Genomic DNA, 18,916 nt, shown 5'->3' on the forward strand with positions numbered 1-18,916 from the left:
ACATTATAAAGAATTCTATTATAAAGGATATATGAAACGAACTGTTATACTTATTTGTTCTCTAATCTCTCTTAATATGGTGCTAGCAGCCGGAGAAACAGACTCTCCGGTGCAGCGACGCGCCATCTCACTGGACGAGGCTATCACATTGGCACGCGTACAGAGTGTGGATGCAGCGGTAGCATTGAACGAACTGAAAACAGCCTATTGGGAGTATCGTACATTCCGTGCCGACCTGTTGCCTGAAATAAACTTTTCTGCAAATCTGCCTTCGTACAACAAGAACTACAACTCCTACCAGCAGGAGGACGGTTCATATACATTCGTCAGAAACAACTATATGCAGATGAACGGACAGCTTTCAATCGACCAGAACATCTGGTTTACGGGAGGTAAACTGTCATTGAACACTTCACTCGATTTTCTGCGTCAGATGGACGGAACAGTAGGAAACCGATTTATGTCCGTCCCTCTAGCACTGACTTTGAGCCAGCCTATTTTCGGAGTGAATAACATAAAGTGGAACCGCCGTATAGAACCGGTACGCTATGCCGAAGCCAAAGCTGCTTTCCTAAGTGCAACCGAGGAAGTGACAATGACAACCATAAATCATTTCTTCAACCTGCTGCTGGCAAAGGAAAATGTAATGATAGCGCGTCAGAACCTTGCCAATGCCGAAAAGCTTCACGAAGTGGCAAAAGCTAAACGACGTATGGGACAGATTAGCGAGAATGATCTGCTGCAATTGGAACTGAATGTGCTCGATGCGCGCTCTACCCTGACTTCAAACGAAAGTTCGTTGAAGAGCTGTATGTTTACTCTCCGTTCTTTCCTCGCTCTAAGTGAAGACGAGGAACTCGAACCTATAGTCCCCGATTCAGTACCGGACGTGCGGTTAGATTATGATGATGTACTACAGAAAGCTCTTGCCAATAACTCTTTCGCCCACAACATCCGTCGCCGACAACTGGAGGCCGATTATGAGGTGGCAAAAGCTAAAGGAAATATGCGTGAAATTACTCTCTTTGCACAGGTCGGTTTCACCGGTACGGACAACCGTTTCGACAGCGCCTACCGCCGTTTGAAAGACAATCAGGTAGTAGAAGTAGGATTCAAGATTCCAATACTGGACTGGGGCAAGCGTCGCGGACAGGTAAAAGTGGCACAGAGCAACCGCGAAGTGACAGAAAGCAAACTGCGTCAGGAATCCATGAACTTCAATCAGAATATCTTTATACTGGTTGAGCAGTTCAACAACCAGCAGACACAGCTTCATCTGGCTGATGAGGCTGACCAGATAGCCAGAAAACGCTATCATACCAATGTTGAAACTTTCATGATAGGAAAGATTTCCACACTCGACCTGAACGACTCGCAAAGCCAGAAGGATGAGGCACGCCGCAAGCATATCAACGAACTGTTTTATTACTGGTATTATTATTATCAGTTGCGCAGTCTGACACTTTGGGATTTCTCGACTGACACCGGGATTGATGCCGACTTTGAAAAGATTGTCAGAAGATAAAACCACAGATTAAAGGAATTATATTTACTTTTGCAGAGTTATGATACTGATAATTGATGATGATAGTGCAATACGTTCCTCGCTCAGTTTCATGCTGAAGCGGGCAAAGTACGATGTCCTGGCTGTTTCCGGTCCTAAAGAGGCTATAGAAACAGTCCGTTCCGTTACACCACAACTTATTCTGATGGATATGAATTTCAGTCTTTCCACCAATGGCGAGGAAGGTCTGATACTGCTCAGGCAGGTCAAGCTGTTCTGTCCAGAAGTTCCTGTAATATTGATGACAGCGTGGGGAAGTATCCCGCTGGCAGTACAAGGTATGCAGGCAGGAGCTTTCGACTTCATCACAAAACCATGGAATAACGCTGCCCTTATGCAACGCATAGAAACAGCTCTGGAACTGACATCAAAAGACAAGTCTGCAGATACGGTTTTAACTGACGATGACGGATTCGACCGCAGTCATATCATAGGCAAGAGCAAGGCATTGCTTGATGTTCTTACAACAGTAAAAAGAGTGGCACGTACAGGTGCCTCTGTACTGGTAACGGGAGAAAGCGGAACAGGCAAGGAACTTATTGCTGAGGCCGTACATATGAACAGTCCGCGCAGAAACAAGCCGTTTGTAAAAGTCAATCTTGGAGGTATCTCACAGACTCTTTTTGAAAGTGAGATGTTCGGACATAAGAAAGGGGCATTCACCGATGCCGTAACTGACCGTAAAGGACGTTTTGAACTGGCGGACAAAGGAACAATCTTCCTTGATGAAATAGGAGAGCTGGATCTGTCATGTCAAGTCAAGTTGCTCCGTGTCCTGCAGGAGCAGACATTCGAACCTCTTGGTGAAAGCCGCCCGCGAAAGGTAGATGTGAGAGTGGTGTGCGCTACGAATGCCAACCTGGAGCAAATGGTGCGTGAACACACATTCCGCGAAGATCTTTTCTATCGTATAAATCTGATAACGGTACATCTTCCGGCATTGCGAGAACGAAGGGAAGACATACCATTGCTTGCACGTCATTTTGCCGACAGCCGTTGCAAAGCCGACGGTCTCTCTTCTGTTAAATTGACTGACGATGCTCTGGATTACCTGAGCCGCCTGCCCTACCCCGGAAACATACGTGAGCTGAAAAATCTGGTAGAACGTACATTGCTGGTATGTGGCAAACAACAGCTTACAGCAGATGACTTCAAGGCACAGTATCATCCGGCTTCTACTACATCCGTTACAGAAAACCTGCAAGGTCTGACCTTGGAGGAACTGGAGAAACGTACTATCATGCAGGCACTTGAAGCACACGGCAATAATCTTTCACAAGTAGCTCTTTCATTAGGTATCAGCCGCGCAGCTCTATACCGCCGTCTGGAAAAATACGGCATTTCGTTCAACGACTAAATCAAATAAGGATGAAACTGAAAAACCTGTTCTTTCTGCTGGCTATATTACTGATATTTGCATGGGGTATCCTGTTCTTCTTCACTTTAAAAGAAAAGGGTACACTCCACTATGTAGGCGAGACAGTCATAACGCTCAGCCTTATTGTTTTGGTTTATTTCTACCGCAAAGTGGTAAAACCTCTGGACAGTATAGCCAACGGAATGGATTTGCTTCGCGAACAGGATTTCAGCAGCCGTCTTGCTCCTGTAAGACAGGCTGAAGCAGACCGTATAGTAGATATGTTCAACAGAATGATGGACCAGTTGAAAAACGAACGGTTAAGACTCCGCGAACAGAATTACTTCCTTGATTTGCTTATCAATGTTTCCCCAATGGGAGTTATCATACTCGATTTCGACGGAAAGATTTCCATGATTAATGCTGCCGCACTACGCTTTCTGGGATACACATCGGCAAACGAACTGACAGGAAAAGAGTTCAAGAATCTGGAATGTCCGCTGGCTGAAGAGATAGATCGGTTGCCCAAAGATACAACAGACACTATCCGACTGAGCGACTCGATGATTTACCGCTGTTCACGGCTTTCGTTTGTTGACAGAGGATTTGCACACCCCTTTGTTCTGATAGAAAGTCTGACTGCCGAAGTGGTTAAAGCCGAAAAGAAAGCATACGAGAAGGTTATCCGCATGATAGCCCACGAGGTAAACAATACCACGGCAGGTATTACTTCCACGCTGGAAACAGCAAGCGAGGCCCTTCAGGGAATAGAAGATACGGAAGACATACAGGAAGTTATGAAAGTATGTGTGGAACGCTGTTATGGCATGAGCAGCTTCATAACCAATTTTGCAAATGTAGTCAAGATACCGGAGCCAAATCTTGAACAGGTAAGGCTGAACGACAGAGTTTCCGCCTGCCGCATGTTTATGGAGACTGTCTGCCGCGACCGTAAAATAACTCTCCACAACGAGCTTTGTCCGGAAAATCCTGTTGTAAAAATAGATACTGTACTGTTTGAACAGGTACTGGTAAATATAATAAAGAATGCCGCTGAAAGTATCGGCGAGTGTGGCGACATATACATCCGTACTACGGATTCACCCGTAACGCTAGAAATAGCAGATACAGGTAAAGGTATCAGCCGGGAAGTGGAAGCCAAACTTTTCAGTCCTTTCTTCTCTACAAAACCGAACGGGCAAGGTATCGGTCTGATATTCATCCGTGAAGTACTTACCAAGCACGGATGCACTTTCTCCCTGCGTACATATTCTGACGGACTTACGCGTTTCCGTATATCTTTCCCCAATATACAATAAAAAAAGTAGTATAGCATACATTGATACTATACTACTTCCATATATAATCTGTTAAAATCAATCCTTTATAATCTCATCAATACGTTTGAGTTCAGCCTCATCGAATGATGTGTTCTTCAAAGCCTTGATATTATCGGATAACTGCTCCACAGAACTTGCGCCTACTATTACGGATGTCACCTTATTATCCTTAAGCAACCATGCCAATGACATCTCGGCAAGAGTCTGTCCACGTTCCAAAGCTATACGGTTCAACTCAGATATCTTCGACAACATTTCAGGAGTGAGCGCTTCTTTCTTCAAGTATCCACCTCGTGCAACTCTGGAATCTTCTGGTATTCCATTCAGATATCTGTCTGTCAGCAGGCCTTGGGCAAGTGGAGAGAAAGCTATAAAGCCAACACCTGTATTATAAGCTTCATCCAGAATACCTTCTTCCTCAGGTCCACGGTTAATAATATTATATCTGCCCTGATACAACAGACACGGTACTTTTTCGGACTTCAGATATTCGTATGCAAACCTGGCCTTGTCGGCAGGATATTTCGATATACCGACGTATAATGCCTTACCCATTCTGACAATATCTACGAGTGCCTGCAATGTTTCTTCCAACGGAGTTTCAGGGTCATACCTGTGGGAATAGAATATATCGACATATTCGAGGTTCATTCTTTTAAGACTCTGGTTAAGGCTGGCAAAAAGATATTTCCTTGAGCCCCACTCTCCGTATGGTCCGGGCCACATATCATGTCCGGCTTTGGTAGAAATAAAGAGTTCGTCACGATACGGAGCGAATGATGTCTTCATTATATGTCCGAAAGTCTCTTCCGCCGAACCGTACGAAGGTCCGTAGTTATTGGCCAAATCTATATGGGTTATACCATTATCGAAGGCAAAATGCAACTTTTTACGACTGTTTGACAATGTATCAACATCGCCGAAGTTATGCCACAAGCCCAATGAAATCTCAGGGAGAAGAATTCCACTCTTACCGCATCTGCGATACTTCATCTTCCCTTCATATCTGTCGGGAGCTGCAGAATATACTGGTTCTATCATAATTATACTAGATTTATGTATTTAAGTTAGTATGCTACAAAGATAAAAATATTATATGAAACTCTATTCCAACAAAAAAACAAATAAATACATTATCTTTGCAATCTAAACGAACACTGAAAGATTGCAATATGGGTAGAATAAAAGTTTCAGCACCTGAAAATATAAATACAAACATACTTTTACCGTCGTCAAAGAGTATATGCAACAGGGCCCTTATTATAAAAGCACTGTCAAAACATGACGGGAAAATAGAGAACTTGTCCGAATGTGACGACACTTTCGTAATGGTGCGCGCACTTAGTGAAATGACCGACACTATAGACATCATGGCGGCAGGTACAGCCATGAGATTTCTCACCGCATATCTTTCGGTTACAGAAGGCGAACATATCATTACAGGGACTGAAAGGATGAGACAGCGCCCTATAAAAATTCTGGTGGATGCCTTACGAAGCTTGGGAGCAGACATTGAATATACCGAAAAAGAAGGTTTCCCCCCACTGAGAATCAGAGGAAAAGAGCTTAATGGAAATTCTATCTCACTGCCGGGAGACATCAGCTCGCAATACATATCCGCCCTTATGATGATAGGTCCTACTCTTAAAAACGGACTTACTCTCAACCTGACCGGCAACATCGTTTCAAAGCCATATATCAATCTCACAATCCAGATAATGAAAGAGTTCGGAGCTGATGCCGTATGGGCAGACGAACATACCATAAGCATTAGCAACGATACTTACAAACCTACTCCATATTATGTGGAAAGTGACTGGAGCGCTGCTTCTTACTGGTATGAGATGACAGCCCTGTCGGACAACGCCCGTGTGAAACTTCCGGGACTTTTCGAAAAGAGTTTCCAGGGAGACTCAAAAGTAGCTGAATTGTTTGAGCAACTGGGTGTAACAACCGAATATGGAGACAAGAATGTAGTTCTGACAAAAAGCGGAAAGGTTACAGACAGAATGGAATACGATTTCGTAAACCAGCCGGACCTGGCACAGACATTCGTAGTGACATGTTGCATGTTGGGAATACCGTTCCGTTTCAGTGGTCTGCAAAGTTTAAAGATAAAGGAAACTGACCGTATGGCTGCACTTATAAATGAGATGAAGAAACTGGGATACGTAATATCGGAAAGTGACAATTCGGTATTGTCATGGGACGGAAAAAGATGTGAAGGTGACACAAACCCAGCCATAGACACATACGAAGACCACAGAATGGCAATGGCATTTGCACCTGCAGCACTGAAGCTGAGGAACATCAGAATAAACAATCCGCAAGTGGTTTCAAAATCTTATCCCGGATTCTGGAATGATTTGACAAAAGCAGGTTTCAACATAATGGAGGAATAAAGACATGTGGATACTCGTTTTAGCACTCATCGGTGTTGCACTGTTCGGACTTATTGCCGGATATTTCTATAACCGCAACATCCAGAAGAAAATTGAAAAAGGAGAAATAACTGAAGAACCGCAAGTGGTTGAAGTGGACAGCGAATGTTGCGGACAGCACGAGACATGCGAAAAAGACAGTCTGCTGGCAGCCGTAAGTAAGAAAATAGAATACTACGACGATGAAGAGCTGGACCGTTTCAAGGGACGTACATCAGACAGCTACACCGAGGAAGAGATAGAAGAATTCAGAGACATTCTTTACTCCACTCAGGAAGTAGAGGTGGCAGGATGGTGCCGAAGTCTGCAACTGCGCGGCATTGAACTTCCGGACGAACTTAAGGACGAACTGTTCCTGATTGTGGGAGAAAGAAGAATACATTAAAAACTCGTCAACTTGTCAACAAACATAAAAACTCAAAAACTTAAAATGACCGATTTTATAGAACTGTTCCAATATACATTTTTCCAGAATGCACTGCTGGGAAGTCTTTTTGCAAGTATAGCCTGTGGAATAATAGGCACATACATCGTGACAAGACGCCTGGTATTCATCAGCGGAGGCATAACCCATGCTTCATTCGGAGGAATAGGAATAGGACTATATACAGGTATTTCGCCGCTACTTACAGCCGCCATATTCTCTGTGTTATCAGCATTCGGAGTGGAATGGCTAAGTAAAAGAAGCGACATGCGGGAAGACTCTGCCATTGCCGTATTTTGGACTTTCGGTATGGCTGTGGGAATTATATTCAGTTTTCTCGCTCCGGGATTTACTCCTGAGCTTTCTTCATTCCTCTTCGGAAACATCCTGACCATAACTCCCAGCGATATCATACTGCTTGGCATAATAAGTCTCGCACTCGCCGTATTCTTTGCAATATTCCTTAGACCTATAGTATCAATAGCATTCGACAGAGAATTTGCACGTTCGCAACGCTTGCCCGTAACCCTGTTTGAATATACGCTGATGATGTTCATTGCACTGACCATAGTGGCTTGCCTTAGAATGATAGGTATAGTTCTTGTCATCTCATTGCTTACACTGCCACAAATGACGGCAAATCTATTTACATACAGTTTCAAGAAGATTATCTGGCTGTCAATACTGATAGGCTACATAAGCTGTTTGGGCGGTCTGATGCTATCATATCAGCTTCAGGTACCCTCAGGAGCATCAATCATATTTACTTCTATAGTGATTTATGCCATAGCAAAAATGATAAGAAGGAGAAGTTAAGAAATTAAGTATTAAAGAATTCAATAAACTCATATAATTATGGAAATAAAGATTAATTCACTGGAACAAATCCATGAAGCAGCGAAACAATTCATAGCTGAAATGGGCGACAATACAGTCTTTGCTTTCTACGGCAAGATGGGTGCAGGTAAGACTACATTCATCAAGGCTGTGTGTGAAGAACTTGGAGTGACAGATGTTATAAACTCACCTACTTTTGCTATAGTAAACGAATACCGTTCTGAGACTGCAGGCGAACTGATTTATCACTTCGATTTCTACAGAATCAAGAAGCTGGAGGAGGTTTACGACATGGGATATGAAGATTATTTCTATAGTGGCGCACTCTGCTTCATAGAATGGCCTGAACTGATAGAGGACGTACTTCCGGGTAACACCGTAAACGTATATATAGAAGAAGCAGAAGACGGAACACGTACCGTACGTTTCGAAGCTGAATAACGATGATTGCACACTACATAATACAGTCGGTATTTGTACTGGTAGGGATTTTGTCTCTCATGGCATCAGTCTTTAACTGGGAATGGTTCTTCACTGCACAAAACTCACAGTTCATAGTGAGAACTCTTGGGAGAAACAAATCCAGAATATTCTATGCAATACTTGGTCTGGCTATGATTGCGGCAGGAGTTTATTTCTTTCTGTCAGTACGCGAAGCCTACAGATAGACCATCATTTTTTTACTTAATCAAAACGGCCGGTTCGGAATAATCCAAATCGGCCGTTTTAGTTCCTTCCTGATATATCATTACTACATCTGCCTTACTTTCAAAAAAGGCATACTATAATTTAAATTGGTGCGGATATTTTTTATTTTTGCCGCAAAATTCTTGAAATGAGAAAGACTACATATTATATACTGTATATCCTGATTGGATGGACTGCACTCTTGAATATCCAATGCAACGGAAACGGCAGAGAGGAAACACCGCTTCCGCAACTGAATCATGCGGAGTCCGTGATGTTTGACCATCCGGACAGTGCGCTGCACATACTGAAGGAAATGCCGATGCCTTCCGCACGCAGGAATATGGAAAATCATGCGTTGTGGTGCCTACTGACTTCACAGGCACAAGTAAAACTCGTCATGAAAATCCCTTCTGATTCCCTCATCCGGATAGCATACGGTTATTACAAGACTACGGATTATGCCCGCAGAAAGGCGATGTCGGCTCTTTACATGGGTGACATCAATTATGATTTAGGAAATATTGAGGAAGCAATGCAGTATTATCTGGAAGGAAGAACAGAAGTGGAAAAAACTGACGATTACAAAACCGGATATCTGATAATGTCTTCATTAGGGAAACTGTATTTATATCGCAGACTTTCTGATTATGCCATGGAAGCCTGTACGAAGGCATACGATTATGCCGTAAAAGATTCGAACAAGCGGTATCAGATGGCCTCTCTTAAATTCTTGGCCAGAAGCTACTGTATTTCCAATAATTTGCCAAAAGCTATAGAAACATACAAGCAGTGTATTGATATTGCTTTAAATCTAGATTTCGAGAATAATGAATATTATTATAATCTGCAAAAAGAACTGGCTTCAGTATATACAAGCAGTCGTGAATTCAACAAGTCATTGGAAATTCTAAATTCTTTTCCCAAACGACAGGAACAATTTTTATTGATGGGAACAAATTATTTGATGCTTAATGAATGTGACTCTGCTTTTTATTATTTGAATAAAGCCTTGACAACAAACAATATTTATACAAAGAGGGCAATATACAATGCTTTGTATAAACTGGGGAATACTCCCAAATACCATAAATATCTGAAAAGTTATTGTGATTCGTTGCTGTATTACAACGATTCCATCATATCCCTTGACAAGGGCAAGGAAATAATTGCTTACAAGGAAAAATACGACCACGAAAAACTCATTACCGAGCAGCAACGTCTAAAACTGGAAAAGGCTGACGCACAGCGTATGCTGTTCATCATTACAATATGCCTGATTGTGGTTACAGCTATTGTTGCCTATCTTTATCAGAAACGTCTTGTCCGTAAGGAAACCACCATACGTAAACAGTCAGAAAAGTTACAGGAGTACATGCTTCAACTGCATGAATACGAAACACGCCTCATGCAGAACAACCGCTATATTGATGAACTTAAGGAGCAGATAGCAGGTCAGGGAATTAATGCTGAAGAGATAGAATCATACCGTAAACAGATAAACAGCCTTCAGTCAGAGAACACAAAGCTATCTGAAAATATAAATACCTTGCAACAGCATATTGCCGAATATACTTCGAAACTTGATAAGGCCCGCCATGATACAGAGAAGTTCCGTAGAATATCAGAAGAGAACCTTAACTTGAAACAGCGGGAACGTATGCTTGCCGACTATGTTGTAGATAATGACAGATTGGTAAAGGAACTTAGAAAGAAATGCCGTATCCTGGAGGATAATGAATGGGAATCTTTAGAGCAAATATGCGAAAATACGTATGGTAATTTTGTAAGTCACCTTCAGGGTATCTGTCCGACACTGACAAAGCAGGAACTTCATCTTTGCATTCTGATAAAGCTTCGTTTCAGCAATGCTCAAATGTCAGAGATATTCGGTGTCAGTGTCTCTTCCGTATCCCAGAAAAAATTCCGTCTGAAGAAGCATTTGAGCGATTCGTCGGAAGGCGGTCTTTCTGAGGAGATGACACTCGACAGATGGGTAGCAGAGCTCTGAAAAAAAATTTATTGTTTTTCAACCTTTAGAGTATATTAATTACTTATTTTTATATTCTTAGATATGTATTTTTGATTCATAGTTTAATGTGTATCAATATACCATGATGTTTGTGGATAATCTATCATCTTGCTGTTTGTACTTGGTTCTGAGGTTGTTATTCCTGAATATCTTTCCACTGCAATAGGCCCTCTTGATGCTGTGTAGAATTTTTCTGTATGTGTCTTATATGGAACAACTTTTTCCATTAGTGTTGTAAAATTATTATATATTTCTGTATCTGTACCGCATAGTGTCTGCACATAGTCACCAAAATCATAGAATATCACAGGAGAGTAACCATCCATACGCTGGATATGCGAAGCTTGTGTACTATCAAAAGAATAATTAGAGTGAATGTATTTCATCAGTTCAGCAAGTTTATCCATATAAGAGCAGTCTGTCACAGCCAGTGTTCCATAAGGATATTGATAATTGGAATAAAACTGATAAAAAGACTCGCATATTGCTTTATAGTTCGGATTCTCTGATAAGAGATATTTACCCATTGTAGAATATGGCATACCAAAAACCATAACTTCCGTTGGACAGGCAATCATATAGTTGGTTACATGGCGCAGTTCATAAGCAACTTCCAATGATGACATATAACAATCATCAAATAGAATATACTCCATAGACAATCCGTTATTGGATAAACTTTTAGCAAGAGTACTTATGTCTGTTTGGTATTCGGCTGTTAATCCACCAAAAAAGCGTGTCATAGGAACATTCTCATAATCCCAATGATAAACAAACTCTTCCTTTGCTTTGCTTCGGCTTTGTACAACAGGAAGCCACCCCATGCCATGACAGCCGATAATCATTGAATAACTTTCAGCTGGAGCAAATGTCTTCATATCTCTTAGGATATCTGTCAAACCAGCTTCTGTTGTAAATGGAGGATTTATATACTCTTTTAAGACATTCCTTTTGCACGAACCGTTATTTAAGGTTATCTCAAACATCTCCGCTTCAGAAGAACTTGTAGATAAAAACACGATAACCCTTTCGTTGTCTAATCCATTTTCTTGTATAGCTTCTTCCATATCTGAAATGTTATTATAAAAATAGCTTGTCAGATTAGTTGACCATGGGAGATACATAAAGACTGTTCGTTGGTTATTAATCTCTAATTCAAATTCTTCTTTATTGCATGAAATAAACAAGAATATGGATAATACAAATAATATTTGACTTTTTATCCTCATAATACGTCCATTGGGAATTTATAATTCTGTATTAAATCTTATTTTCTACATTTAATTATTATTCGAAACAGCTAATATTGCAAATATAGTGTTTATAATTGAAAACAGGAACTCTCATCTAATTTCTATGTAATAAAAGACCTAATATTCAACAACTTATAATATTAAACGAGGTATATTACTTAGAAAGACAGTTCACATGAATGACATCATAGAGGTTGGTGGTGTACTGCTTGCTGATGTGTTCGAATTTGAGGTGCCATGACTTATCTGTAGTTGCCCTATTATTTATGTACAGCAGCCGGAAGAAAAGTTTGCAACAGCTTCTTCCAAGCTGAAGAGTTCGGACAGGCCGGAGGCAAGTTAGGAATGAGTACGTGATTATATATACTTACTGTTTGTGACAGGTTAGTTTATCCTCACTATTTTTTATATGGGTATTACAAATTATTATATAACTATCTCATCACCACACGATAGATAATGAATATTATTTATCCTTCGTGATAAATAGTAAAATGCTTTCAGTCCAGTACAGTGACAAGTATAAAACTTTATGTTACTAAACTTTTGCAACATGGTTACAAGTTCATTTAAATAATTTTTTGAAACCATTCTTCTTGTTATGGGATTCATTAAATGGAAACCTCCGATGCATAAAGAAGGATTATATTTATTTGCTTCGTTTATAATGTTAATTATACCATTATGACCACATCCCATAATCAACACTGTCTTCTTCTCTGATATTATTAGATTCTGCTCATGTTTAAATATATCTTTTCCGTATTTATCATAAAGAACATTATTAAGAGGAGAGGTTAATCCTGTTGTATTCGAGATAGTAAATAGGAATAATTCATCATCAATTTTATGATTACCTTCTAATAATATTATCTGCCTGTTATCTTTCAAGCACTCATCAATACCTATTGGTACCTTGAATAATAAAAATTTACTATAATGAGGTACAAAAGCTGATTTCTGTACATAGATTCTTGCAGAGGAATTAATTTTCAGAAATCTTTGTAAAGCACCACCATGATCTATATGCCCATGAGATATAACTACAATATCCACTTTAGAAAGATCAATCTCTCTCTTTTTCGCATTTTCAAACAAAGTATTGTCTGGACCTAAATCAAACAGAATTGTATGAGTTCTAGTTTTTATATATAGTGACAAACCATGTCTTGTTTGAAATCCTGATTTTGTAGTATTCTCTACCAAAGATATTATTTTCATAACAATCTATATAACATTTTTATATTAGTTTGTAGATTGAGCCGTTATTAAATTTGTACAATAACATGCAATGATTGTCAAGTCATCAATATTTAACCATTGGAATACTTAATATCCCTCTATTACACTCTTTATCACCCACAACCTTAAATCCTAGTGATTGATAGAATGGGACAGCATACGTTGAGGAATTAACTGATATTCTGGTAAATTCGCAGTCTTCCATCATATAATTAAAAAGAGATCTTCCTATTCCTTGCCTATGGTATTGCCTATGTACAAAAAAAAGTGATATATGTTGCTTTTCTCTGTTGATACCAATAATACCTATTAATCTATCATTGTCAAAAGCTCCATATATATCAAGTTCAGCCGTTATCGAAATATCGTATACAAAACTCTTGAAAGTTTCAAATCCTTCTTGGGTAAAATCATTACACTCCATGCAAACCTGAAATGAGAGATTTGCAGCGTTGTTATATTCTGTAGTTGCCAACTTCTTTAATTTCTTCCATTCCATTGCCTCTGTTTATAAGTTTCTTTCGTCATAATTTCTTTTCTTGTCTCTTCCTGAGAATCCGCTTCTTTATAGAATTTGTAACATAACTACTTTTTTAAAAAACTTACTATAATCAGGCTTAAAAACTGATTACATAAATTAGCTAGTGAGTTTTAAGATGTATATTTGTTTATCAGAATTATCATTAAATTCACACTCTGTAAAATCACCAAATTTATGGACAACATTAAATCCCGCTTGATGAAGATATGAATTTAACTCTTGTGGAAAGAACAGTCTCATGTCCATATTCTGGACTGAGTGAAATGCACCGTCAATAAAATACTGCCACTTTATACGATTGATTTGAGATGCACTTTCGTAATGCATACTTTGTCTTATCAATACGCTTCTTCCATCATTTGTAGTATATTCAGCCATAACATGTTGTTCTCGTTCATTTTCGACAATATATTGGATATTGGGATTGAAGCAGTCCAATAAAAACAGACCGTTACCTTTCAGGTGTTTTTTTACAGTGTTCAACGCCTCAAACAAATCTTCATTTTTATACAGATGATGAATAGAATTGAACGGAATAAAAATAAGATCGAATTTCTCTCCCAAGTTTAATTCTCTTATATCCGCTTCAATGAAATCTATTTTTAATCCGGCTTGAAGCGCTTTTTCTTTTGCCCGTTCAAGCATGGATGAAGTATAATCAACGCCCTTAATGTCATAGCCATCCTTTGCTATTGGAATCGTAAGTCTTCCCGTTCCACAGCAAAGTTCAAGTATTTTGGCCTCTTTATTTTTGGGTAACCATTTTTTGTAAAACTCTAAATCGGACAGATATTTATTCAGTCCATCATAAATATCTGCATCATAGATAAAATCTCCGACTTTATAATCTGCATTCATATTCCTTGATTTCTTTATTGATTGCAGGTGCATTATAATGCTTATCTGCAAACAGATTTTTCAATGTTGTTTTTTGCTCGTAGTAAGAGTGTTTTGCAAATGAAATTGTGGAACGGTTTAATTATGGCAAAATAACATTTTCCAAAACGATTATGAAATCTGACTTTTGTACTTACAGATATGCGTTGACTATCACATTCCACACGCTCAGTCATAAAAGCAATTTCCAAATCAAGATGCTTGTCATTTTTACTTACTGTTGCCAGGTTCTCGGACTCTATATGTACTAAATCCAATAAACATCTTCCTTTTTTCAGACCAAAAGGTTTCATTATGATATTACGTATTGTCATTAATATAGTTATCCACCTGGGAGCGGAAAAGAACAATTCAGATAACTCTGCAGCATTTATAAATTTTGCAGTATGGATTATATCACTAAACTTATCCGTATAATTGTAACTCTTATCGTCTCTCATAAGTCCATATTTCAACAGATTATTTTTATACTTTCTATATCACTTATGCTTATCCAAACAAGTTTTGATGAAGCTACGTACAACCAAATTAATAAGTATCCGAAATGTAGAAATAACCTTTTGCATTGCCTCCTACAGGCTTTTGTGCTCTAAATGTCCAATGGCATGAGGTATTCTTCGTCCCAGTAAACCACCAATATCGCTTTATACAACCTGCCGTATTGTTATTTCCATAAATTGTAAAAGCAGGTCCGTATGAAGAGGAACCCGTCTCACAGACTATGGCTGTGCTCCAATATCCATCACAAGACATAACAGAAAAATCAGTAGTGACCTGCTCCTTGGCATCAAAACTCTTGCTATATTCAAACCAATTGCCATACGCAAAAGTCATCTGTCCATTATACACACGCCCAGTCCTTTCCAATTTTGCTTCTGGTACATACACATCTAAAAATTTTATTTGAGATCTGTCAATATTGACTGCGAACGATTTAAAACCATGAATATTATTCAATATAAGTGAGACCACTTTACCATCTTTAACGTCATCTTCTATACTTTTATTAATAGACTCAATACTTTTTAAAGCACGTATCACATTCTTTTCTGTCAAATTATGCTCAAACATTATTTCATCAGTTATTATAGCTGAATAGCGATAATTTATCGTATCAAGTGTTGTATAATTATTTATAATCGCTAATTCCTGTTCATAGGTTAATGGCATAATAATCTTTTCTTCATCAAATTCTTTATTGCAACAAACCAACGCAAATACAAAAACAAAACTTAATAACAACTTTTTCATACTCCAACTTAGTTTAACTGAACTTTCGCAAGTGAATTTTCATTCATCAAGCAACGTTTAAATTATACATTCTATATAGTTTATGGAACTTATGATTATCATCAAAAAATGCTATAGATAAAAGTATAATTACATTTTTTGATTTCATCGCATAAATATTCTAATAAGTAAGTTCATTTATCGCAGTCTTTGTCTCAAATTCCCCTTTAATAACAAGTTTTTCAGGAGATAATCTCATAATAAAACAACTTATAGTTTTCATAAAATTCAAGACATGAAGGATATCCTTGAAAATTCCAAGCCCATACAATGGACTCTTTTTATAATTCTGACCGTTAATAGTGGCAGTACCTAGAATTTTCTCTTCACCTTTGAGATATTTTTCGCACCCCACTAAGAAAGGTAACAATAAGAAACCACCGAAAAGTAATTCAGCCGGAGGCTTTATTAATGCTTGCCAAGTTATTATCTTACATCATCAAAATGCTTTGATGATGCAAACTTCTTGGGAAGTCTTTCAAAAAGTTTCTGAAATGTTTCTTTGTTTATTGAATGTCTGCTTATGTATAAGCAATAAGCCCCCACAAGATTATCAATATTACGTTCTATTCTTTGAATATTGAGAATGGAGTCTTCTTTTATGAGTTCATTCATTTCTAATGTTATTGAGTCTTTCTGTTCCTGCGTCAAAGTAGAATCCTTCAAACGGAGATTATCAAAATGTCCCAACACATGACTGATTGAATCTGTTTTCATACATGCTATACGAAACAAATCATTATATGGAGAACCATATATATCGAATATATGGTTTTGGCCATCTCTTATGTATTTCACTTCAGAATCTTGTGTAAAAACACAAGCCACACTTGGCTCATTGCCCACAGCAGGAACTATAACTTTAGGCAAAAAATCTTCTTCTGCCGCTTTGGGCAGTTTGAATGTAAATTTACCATTCATAACTATAGCAGAGTCAAGATATGTATTTTCCATATAATTATGGATATACATATAATCTCCGTCTTTTACACCAGTAGTTGTTCCATGAATTATACATTGCTGTTCTGTACATGACACTAAAAAAGAGAACAACGTTAGTATTCCAAGTAAATGTTTTGTTTTCATATAACAGTTATTTTTAAGTTTTAGACTTTCTCAATTATTTTGTTTGTTACAGCACACTTAGTAAATTTCTAAATATGCTTTTATCTAAGACTATTACATGATAGCTATTTTGCAAATATACATGTCCAAAGCAACATAACTCTCAAACTAATTTGAGAGTAGCAAACAGAATCATATTGCAATTGCATAAAATTGACATCGCTTTTTCTCATAAACTCTGTCAAGGATAATGTAGGAAGCGACATATTTTCACTTTTACAGGTATGGCCATAATAGAAGGTTCCTGTTTATATTTCTGTTGAAATTTTGATTTTGAATACAAAGTACGGGATAATAAATAAAAAAGGTCTTGAAATATTTCAAGACCTTTTTCTCTAAATGTTAAAAAATACGGCTACTTCCTCAATTTCCGGCGTAGATGACTGACAGTTTCAGGAGTAACCCCCAAGAATGAAGCAATGTTTTTCAAAGGTACTGCTTCTTTTAGATTGGGACAACGTTCCATCAGTCTTTTGTATCGAATTTCAGAACTGCAATACGAATCGAGCAGTCTTTCATATACCATTTCATACAGATTTTCGGCTACGCATCTTCCAAACCGTTGGGTTTCCATATTTGTCTCCCAATATTCAATCATATCATGGTGTGATATTTCATAAACGTAGCAATCAGTTATTGCTTGAATGCTTACCAATGACAAGCTGCCTTTCATAAATGAGGAATAGTCACATACATATTCATTTGTAAACGAATACCCTACAATGTGTTCTTCTCCCTCTTCGTCAATATGGGTATATTGAAAGGTTCCATCTTCTACCCATCCCGCAAAACGCTTTTTTTCATGCTGACGAATAAAAAAATCTCCTTTACGATAAGTATGTACTTTCCCTTTCCTTTCGCATAAATCTTTAATAAAAGAATAGTCTAAGTCATTTAGGTATGTATTGAACTCGTTCATATGATAAAATCATTTATTCTCAAAAGTAATTTCCTTACGGATACGGCTGAGATAGGTTGGTGTAACATTCAGAAAAGAGGCAATTTCTTTAATTGATATGTTTTGAAGAATATCAGGACATCTTTTCAATAAAGCGATATAGCGTTCCTTGGGTGATAAACTGTGCATATCTAAATATCGTTTATAAACGTCATGGAACAGTAAATCTGAGAGTTGCTGATGAAGCTCTCTATTCTCATTGAATACTTTATTGAGTACTTCACAATTACATGCCAGAACCTCCACATTTGTTGCAGCGACAAGACTGGTCATACAAGGTGATTTGTAAATGGTACTTAAATAGTCACCGGCAAATTCTCCTGGCAGCGCCAAACCGGTTATATGTTCGTTATCCTTTGAATCTGTTACGACATATTTAAAATACCCTTCTTTCACGATTCCCATATATCGTATAACATCCCCCTGTTGCACAAAGAATTCTCCTTTTTTATAATGACACAGTTTACCGTTCTTAGCACAAATCTCATGCCAGAAGTCCATGTCTAATTTGTCTATAAAAGAATTAAAATTGGCCATTTCGAATATTTAATTATCAATATAACAACTATTTGCAAAGTTAGTATTATAATCCAATAATTTTCTATATAAACAAGCATAATAGATTATTAAAGGAAGATATGAGATGCTTGTATATATTTGTTCTTTTATTTAGATTATTGTATAAAAAACAAGTAAATTATGTGTCTAGACTGCGGTGCTAACTAGTTCCTGAAGGTCGTTAGTCGGTATCAACAAATGGCTGGTACGATTGATGCACTGTTGCGGAAGTTCCACACGAAACAGGGTGGCTTATGCAAAAGCAAGTGTGTTGCATAAGGAGATAACGATCACGTCACTTCAAAGTATTAATTATTCAAAATAAAACACGGCGGCGTTTGATATCAAACGCCGCCGTGTTTTATTTTGA

General features: G+C 38.2%; 20 protein-coding genes. 9 read left to right on the forward strand and 11 right to left on the reverse strand.

Annotation, left to right across the window (positions count from 1 at the left end):
- Positions 1-31: 31 nt before the first annotated feature.
- Genes Q0486_RS09110 through Q0486_RS09120 form a run of 3 tightly spaced genes read left to right on the forward strand, consistent with a single transcriptional unit; the run spans position 32 to position 4,240 of the window.
- Positions 32-1,525, forward strand: a complete 1,494-nt coding sequence (locus tag Q0486_RS09110) for a TolC family protein (protein WP_299232291.1) — start codon at positions 32-34, stop codon at positions 1,523-1,525.
- Positions 1,526-1,565: 40 nt separating this feature from the next.
- Positions 1,566-2,921 (forward strand): sigma-54 dependent transcriptional regulator, encoded by a 1,356-nt coding sequence (locus Q0486_RS09115; protein ID WP_299232240.1) that lies wholly within the window; start codon positions 1,566-1,568, stop codon positions 2,919-2,921.
- A gap of 11 nt (positions 2,922-2,932) precedes the next feature.
- Positions 2,933-4,240 carry an ATP-binding protein gene (locus tag Q0486_RS09120; protein WP_299232242.1) on the forward strand — a complete coding sequence of 436 codons (1,308 nt, stop codon included), beginning with the start codon at positions 2,933-2,935 and terminating at the stop codon, positions 4,238-4,240.
- 57 nt (positions 4,241-4,297) lie between these two features.
- Here the strand turns inward: Q0486_RS09120 and Q0486_RS09125 are convergent, their stop codons facing one another.
- A complete protein-coding gene (locus Q0486_RS09125) occupies positions 4,298-5,302 on the reverse strand; it encodes an aldo/keto reductase (protein WP_299232244.1) in 1,005 nt (334 codons plus the stop codon).
- A gap of 131 nt (positions 5,303-5,433) precedes the next feature.
- On the opposite strand from Q0486_RS09125, the gene Q0486_RS09130 reads away from it, so the two are divergent.
- The 6 genes from Q0486_RS09130 to Q0486_RS09155 all read left to right on the forward strand — a co-directional run bounded on the left by Q0486_RS09130 (position 5,434) and on the right by Q0486_RS09155 (position 10,661).
- Positions 5,434-6,663: a 3-phosphoshikimate 1-carboxyvinyltransferase gene (locus Q0486_RS09130; protein WP_299232246.1), complete on the forward strand. Its 1,230-nt coding sequence runs from the start codon at positions 5,434-5,436 to the stop codon at positions 6,661-6,663.
- Positions 6,664-6,667: 4 nt separating this feature from the next.
- Positions 6,668-7,087 carry a phospholipase gene (locus Q0486_RS09135; RefSeq protein ID WP_204391331.1) on the forward strand — a complete coding sequence of 140 codons (420 nt, stop codon included), beginning with the start codon at positions 6,668-6,670 and terminating at the stop codon, positions 7,085-7,087.
- A gap of 45 nt (positions 7,088-7,132) precedes the next feature.
- On the forward strand, positions 7,133-7,942 hold the full coding sequence (locus tag Q0486_RS09140; RefSeq protein ID WP_299232249.1) for a metal ABC transporter permease: 810 nt from the start codon (positions 7,133-7,135) through the stop codon (positions 7,940-7,942).
- A 39-nt stretch (positions 7,943-7,981) separates the two neighbouring features.
- The gene (gene tsaE / locus Q0486_RS09145) at positions 7,982-8,404 is read left to right on the forward strand and encodes a tRNA (adenosine(37)-N6)-threonylcarbamoyltransferase complex ATPase subunit type 1 TsaE (protein WP_235339861.1); all 423 of its coding nucleotides are present in this window, start codon (positions 7,982-7,984) and stop codon (positions 8,402-8,404) included.
- A gap of 2 nt (positions 8,405-8,406) precedes the next feature.
- Complete coding sequence (locus tag Q0486_RS09150; RefSeq protein ID WP_299232254.1) at positions 8,407-8,631, forward strand: immunity 17 family protein; 225 nt, start codon at positions 8,407-8,409, stop codon at positions 8,629-8,631.
- Between the two features lie 167 nt (positions 8,632-8,798).
- A complete protein-coding gene (locus Q0486_RS09155; RefSeq protein ID WP_299232256.1) occupies positions 8,799-10,661 on the forward strand; it encodes a hypothetical protein in 1,863 nt (620 codons plus the stop codon).
- An 83-nt stretch (positions 10,662-10,744) separates the two neighbouring features.
- Here Q0486_RS09155 and Q0486_RS09160 read toward each other — a convergent pair whose 3' ends face one another.
- The 10 genes from Q0486_RS09160 to Q0486_RS09200 form a co-directional block, all read right to left on the reverse strand.
- Complete coding sequence (locus Q0486_RS09160; RefSeq protein ID WP_299232258.1) at positions 10,745-11,911, reverse strand: clostripain-related cysteine peptidase; 1,167 nt, start codon at positions 11,909-11,911, stop codon at positions 10,745-10,747.
- A gap of 178 nt (positions 11,912-12,089) precedes the next feature.
- The gene (locus Q0486_RS16155) at positions 12,090-12,296 is read right to left on the reverse strand and encodes a DUF4113 domain-containing protein (protein ID WP_363317988.1); all 207 of its coding nucleotides are present in this window, start codon (positions 12,294-12,296) and stop codon (positions 12,090-12,092) included.
- Between the two features lie 65 nt (positions 12,297-12,361).
- Entirely contained in the window at positions 12,362-13,156 is a 795-nt protein-coding gene (locus Q0486_RS09165; protein ID WP_299232260.1) for an MBL fold metallo-hydrolase, read from the reverse strand.
- A gap of 85 nt (positions 13,157-13,241) precedes the next feature.
- The gene (locus tag Q0486_RS09170; RefSeq protein ID WP_299232262.1) at positions 13,242-13,676 is read right to left on the reverse strand and encodes a GNAT family N-acetyltransferase; all 435 of its coding nucleotides are present in this window, start codon (positions 13,674-13,676) and stop codon (positions 13,242-13,244) included.
- Positions 13,677-13,814: 138 nt separating this feature from the next.
- The gene (locus Q0486_RS09175) at positions 13,815-14,576 is read right to left on the reverse strand and encodes a class I SAM-dependent methyltransferase (RefSeq protein ID WP_299232264.1); all 762 of its coding nucleotides are present in this window, start codon (positions 14,574-14,576) and stop codon (positions 13,815-13,817) included.
- Between the two features lie 41 nt (positions 14,577-14,617).
- Positions 14,618-15,055 (reverse strand): DUF2867 domain-containing protein, encoded by a 438-nt coding sequence (locus Q0486_RS09180; protein ID WP_299232265.1) that lies wholly within the window; start codon positions 15,053-15,055, stop codon positions 14,618-14,620.
- Positions 15,056-15,143: 88 nt separating this feature from the next.
- A complete protein-coding gene (locus Q0486_RS09185; protein WP_299232266.1) occupies positions 15,144-15,866 on the reverse strand; it encodes a hypothetical protein in 723 nt (240 codons plus the stop codon).
- A gap of 465 nt (positions 15,867-16,331) precedes the next feature.
- Complete coding sequence (locus tag Q0486_RS09190) at positions 16,332-16,991, reverse strand: DUF4369 domain-containing protein (protein ID WP_299232268.1); 660 nt, start codon at positions 16,989-16,991, stop codon at positions 16,332-16,334.
- A 394-nt stretch (positions 16,992-17,385) separates the two neighbouring features.
- Positions 17,386-17,949, reverse strand: coding sequence for a Crp/Fnr family transcriptional regulator (locus tag Q0486_RS09195; protein WP_299232270.1), 564 nt, complete (start codon positions 17,947-17,949; stop codon positions 17,386-17,388).
- 9 nt (positions 17,950-17,958) lie between these two features.
- Positions 17,959-18,525 (reverse strand): Crp/Fnr family transcriptional regulator, encoded by a 567-nt coding sequence (locus tag Q0486_RS09200; protein WP_299232272.1) that lies wholly within the window; start codon positions 18,523-18,525, stop codon positions 17,959-17,961.
- Positions 18,526-18,916 lie beyond the last annotated feature (391 nt).

The sequence above is a fragment of the uncultured Bacteroides sp. genome (assembly GCF_937912035.1).
Lineage (GTDB): Bacteria > Bacteroidota > Bacteroidia > Bacteroidales > Bacteroidaceae > Phocaeicola.

What these genes read in the sequence shown, in the direction of transcription:
- Q0486_RS09110 (WP_299232291.1), top strand. Translation starts at nt 32, where the DNA reads ATGAAACGAACTGTTATACTTATTTGTTCTCTAATCTCTCTTAATATG.
- Q0486_RS09115 (WP_299232240.1), top strand. Translation starts at nt 1,566, where the DNA reads ATGATACTGATAATTGATGATGATAGTGCAATACGTTCCTCGCTCAGT.
- Q0486_RS09120 (WP_299232242.1), top strand. Translation starts at nt 2,933, where the DNA reads ATGAAACTGAAAAACCTGTTCTTTCTGCTGGCTATATTACTGATATTT.
- Q0486_RS09125 (WP_299232244.1), bottom strand. Translation starts at nt 5,302, where the DNA reads ATGATAGAACCAGTATATTCTGCAGCTCCCGACAGATATGAAGGGAAG.
- Q0486_RS09130 (WP_299232246.1), top strand. Translation starts at nt 5,434, where the DNA reads ATGGGTAGAATAAAAGTTTCAGCACCTGAAAATATAAATACAAACATA.
- Q0486_RS09135 (WP_204391331.1), top strand. Translation starts at nt 6,668, where the DNA reads ATGTGGATACTCGTTTTAGCACTCATCGGTGTTGCACTGTTCGGACTT.
- Q0486_RS09140 (WP_299232249.1), top strand. Translation starts at nt 7,133, where the DNA reads ATGACCGATTTTATAGAACTGTTCCAATATACATTTTTCCAGAATGCA.
- tsaE (WP_235339861.1), top strand. Translation starts at nt 7,982, where the DNA reads ATGGAAATAAAGATTAATTCACTGGAACAAATCCATGAAGCAGCGAAA.
- Q0486_RS09150 (WP_299232254.1), top strand. Translation starts at nt 8,407, where the DNA reads ATGATTGCACACTACATAATACAGTCGGTATTTGTACTGGTAGGGATT.
- Q0486_RS09155 (WP_299232256.1), top strand. Translation starts at nt 8,799, where the DNA reads ATGAGAAAGACTACATATTATATACTGTATATCCTGATTGGATGGACT.
- Q0486_RS09160 (WP_299232258.1), bottom strand. Translation starts at nt 11,911, where the DNA reads ATGAGGATAAAAAGTCAAATATTATTTGTATTATCCATATTCTTGTTT.
- Q0486_RS09165 (WP_299232260.1), bottom strand. Translation starts at nt 13,156, where the DNA reads ATGAAAATAATATCTTTGGTAGAGAATACTACAAAATCAGGATTTCAA.
- Q0486_RS09170 (WP_299232262.1), bottom strand. Translation starts at nt 13,676, where the DNA reads ATGGAATGGAAGAAATTAAAGAAGTTGGCAACTACAGAATATAACAAC.
- Q0486_RS09175 (WP_299232264.1), bottom strand. Translation starts at nt 14,576, where the DNA reads ATGAATGCAGATTATAAAGTCGGAGATTTTATCTATGATGCAGATATT.
- Q0486_RS09180 (WP_299232265.1), bottom strand. Translation starts at nt 15,055, where the DNA reads ATGAGAGACGATAAGAGTTACAATTATACGGATAAGTTTAGTGATATA.
- Q0486_RS09185 (WP_299232266.1), bottom strand. Translation starts at nt 15,866, where the DNA reads ATGAAAAAGTTGTTATTAAGTTTTGTTTTTGTATTTGCGTTGGTTTGT.
- Q0486_RS09190 (WP_299232268.1), bottom strand. Translation starts at nt 16,991, where the DNA reads ATGAAAACAAAACATTTACTTGGAATACTAACGTTGTTCTCTTTTTTA.
- Q0486_RS09195 (WP_299232270.1), bottom strand. Translation starts at nt 17,949, where the DNA reads ATGAACGAGTTCAATACATACCTAAATGACTTAGACTATTCTTTTATT.
- Q0486_RS09200 (WP_299232272.1), bottom strand. Translation starts at nt 18,525, where the DNA reads ATGGCCAATTTTAATTCTTTTATAGACAAATTAGACATGGACTTCTGG.